The sequence below is a fragment of the Deinococcota bacterium genome (genome assembly GCA_030858465.1).
Taxonomy (GTDB): domain Bacteria; phylum Deinococcota; class Deinococci; order Deinococcales; family Trueperaceae; genus JALZLY01.
Genome location: JALZLY010000215.1, coordinates 1 through 2,952 on the forward strand (window position 1 = coordinate 1; position 2,952 = coordinate 2,952).

Annotated in this window: 2 protein-coding genes; both read right to left on the reverse strand. The window is 71.7% G+C overall.

Features of this window, described 5'->3' with window-relative positions; all coding sequences use genetic code 11:
* On the reverse strand, positions 1-1,910 hold a 1,910-nt coding region (locus tag M3498_10895; protein ID MDQ3459789.1), incomplete at its 3' end, for an AAA family ATPase.
* Between the two features lie 212 nt (positions 1,911-2,122).
* The coding region (locus M3498_10900; GenBank protein MDQ3459790.1) for a ThuA domain-containing protein at positions 2,123-2,952 on the reverse strand (830 nt) is incomplete at its 5' end.

The following is a 2,952-nucleotide window of genomic DNA, read 5'->3' on the forward strand; positions in this document are numbered from 1 at the left end:
GGCTCGCCCTGTGCCGTCTCGCCCCGCGCCGTCTCGCCGCGCGCCTCCAGGGCGAGGGCCGTGCGGCGATGCCAGAAGGTCTTGAGCGCCGCGGGCATGGTCGCGAGCAGCATCTCCGGCCAGAGGTCGTGGACGAAGCGGCCGGCCGCCATGATCTGGGCGTCCTCGAGCTCGCCGAGCGCCAGGGCCACCGTCAGCGCGTCGAGCCCCAGGACCTCCGCCAAGAGCCCCGTCTCGGCCTGGGCCTGGCCGACGGCGACCGCCCCGGCCAGCTTCAGGGCGGTCGCGGAGAGGGCGCCGAGCCGCCCTTGCATGACCGCGCCGACCCTGCCGGGCGGACCCGAGGAAAACGTTCCCGAGAAGTCGCCGCCGGCGTACATACCCTTGAGCGTCTCGACGACGAACATGGGGTTGCCGCCCGTGTAGCGGTGCAGGCGCGCCGCCAGGGCCGCCGCGCCGGGGACCTCCAGGCTGGTCAGCATGGCCTTGACGGCGGCGGGCTCGAGCGGCTCCAGTGCGACGAGCACGGCCTGCCCCGCGGCGACCAGGCCGCCAAGGCCGCTGCGCTGGGCCGAGTCCAGCTCGTCGCCGCGAAAGGCGATCAGCATGCGGGCTCCTCCCGGCGTGGCGGCCTGGGCGAAGCGGGCGGCGAGCATCATGCCGACCTCCCGGCTGGCGCCGTCGCAGTGGTGCAGGTCGTCGATAGCCACGGCGCTCACCTGGGCGCGCAGCCCATCCATGACCCGGCCGATGGCTTGCATGAAGCGGTGTTTGGCGTCCGCCGTCTCGAGCCTGGGCGGCGACAGCTCAAGAAAGCGCTGCGGCAAGAGGCGGGCCAGCTCCTGGCGGACCCAGTCCTCGAGCTCGAGCGGAACCCCCTCGAGGGCGCGCTGAAGTGCCCGCGCCACGCTGCTGTAGGGCACGGCGGCGTCGCCGGGCCGCCCTTCGCTGAGCAGGAAACCGCCCTGGGCGCGCACGAAGTCGAGCATCAGCCTGGTCTTGCCCGTGCCCGCGGGGCCGCACAAGAAGATCGTCTTGCCCGCCCGCCAGGCCTCGTCCAGCGCCGCCCAGACCGCCTCGCGGCCGACCAGCACCGGCGGCCGCAGCAGCTGGGCCGGGATGCGTCCTCGGGCGGGCAGGAGGGAGGGCGTATCCTCTTGCCGGCTCTCCAGGCCCCGGCCTCGCTCGATGGCCCGGACGAGCTCGAGCGTCTCCTCGAGCGGCTCGACCCCGAGGTCTTCGGCCAGCGCCCGGCGGCAGGTCTCGAAGAGGGAGAGCGCCGCCTCGATGTCGCCGCGGCGGTAGTGCAGGCGCATGGCGGCGCGGTAGGCGCTCTCGTTGAGCCCGTCCTCGCCGAGCAGGGTCCGGGTGAGGCTGAGCGCTTCGGCGTAGCGCCCCTCCTCCTCGAGCTCCAGGGCCCGGCACTTGAGCGCGTCCAGGTAGTGCGCCTCGAGACGCGCTCGCTCGACCTCGAGCCAATCGGCGAAGGCCGGCGCGCGCTTGAGCGCGAAGCCCGACAGCAACGCCTCCCGGCCGCGCGGCGCCGCGGCGGTGCGCCAGAGCTCGAGCGCGTCGCCGTAGCGCCTGTCCCGCACGGCCTCCCGAAAGGCCGCCAGATCGCTGCCGGCCTCGAGGCTGATGGTCTCGCCCACGCGCAACCAGCCGTCGGCGCCGGCCAATTGGCGCAGCGAGTAGAGCGCCTGGCGCAGGTTTCTGCGCCGTCCCACCCCCCAAAGCAGCTCCTGCAGCTCGTCTCTGGCTGCGCCCTCGGGCCGGGCGGCCAGATAGTAGAGGAGGGCGAGGTCCTTGGCGGTAGCGGGCTCGATGGCGGCGCCCCGCCAGCGGAGGCCCGGCGCGCCCAAGAGCTTGACCTCGAGCCGGTCTCCGTTCTTTGTCGTCGCTTCCCCCAATGCCCCTCTGCCCTTCCATATCAGTGCGGCAACATGGCTTTGATGCATGTGATGCAGCAGTGCCCAACAGTAGTGCCAAGTATCAGCAGTGCCTCGGTAGCAATGCTTCAGTATAACGCATCGCGGTGAGGCTCCGCGGGCGTCCGGCGGCCTTTGCTGGAGGACGACTCCGGCTTGGAGAGGGCGCCGCCCGTCAAGCTCTCAAAGCCGCCTCACCGTCCGGCGGCGTAGAGGATGCCGCCCAGGATGTGCTGTAGGAACAGCGCGTCGCTCTGCCAGCTCTCGAAGGTGTCGCCCATGCTGGTATACCACGAGCGCCCGCCGTCGTAGTCCTGGTACCAGGCGACGGGGTGGTCCGAACCCATCGTGGTCGAGCGGTATTCATGGTTGCCCGGGTCGTTGCCGGGGACGCTCGAGACGTCGATCTTGAGCAGGATATGCAGGTTGGGGTTGTCCCTGGGGTGCTTGAAGAAGTTGTAGATCTCGTCGGTGTGCTCCCAGCGCCCCGGCAGGTGCGCGGTCGAAGGGTGGGTGCGGTCCTCGACGATGATGGTGTGCGGCTGGACATCGGAGTGGTCGTGGAAGTAGGCGCCGACCAGGCCCTCGTACCAGGGCCAGTAGTCGTAGGGGTCGTCCCAGTCGACGATCGCGGCGGAGTGGACGCCCACGAAGCCGCCGCCGGCCCGGATGTAGCGCTCGAAGGCCGCCTGCTGCGCCGCGTCCAGCGTCCGCCCCGAGGGCATGAGGAAGATGACGGCGTCGTAAGCCGCGAGCCTGTCGTCGGTAAAGACGCCCGCGTCCTCGCTGTGGTCCACGGCGAAGCCGTTCGCCGCGCCGAGCGCCGCCACCGCCGCCACCGCCGCCTCGGTGACCTCGTTGCGGTAGAGCGCGGTCTTGCTGAAGGTGAGCACGCGGAAGGAGGCGCTCGCTGCCGCGACCGTCAGCTCGAGCCGCGCCGTCTCCGAGAGCCTACCGCTCGCGCCGCGCACGCCGAGCCGGTAGCTGCCCGCCGGCACCTCGGCGGCGACGCGCAGGGTCATGG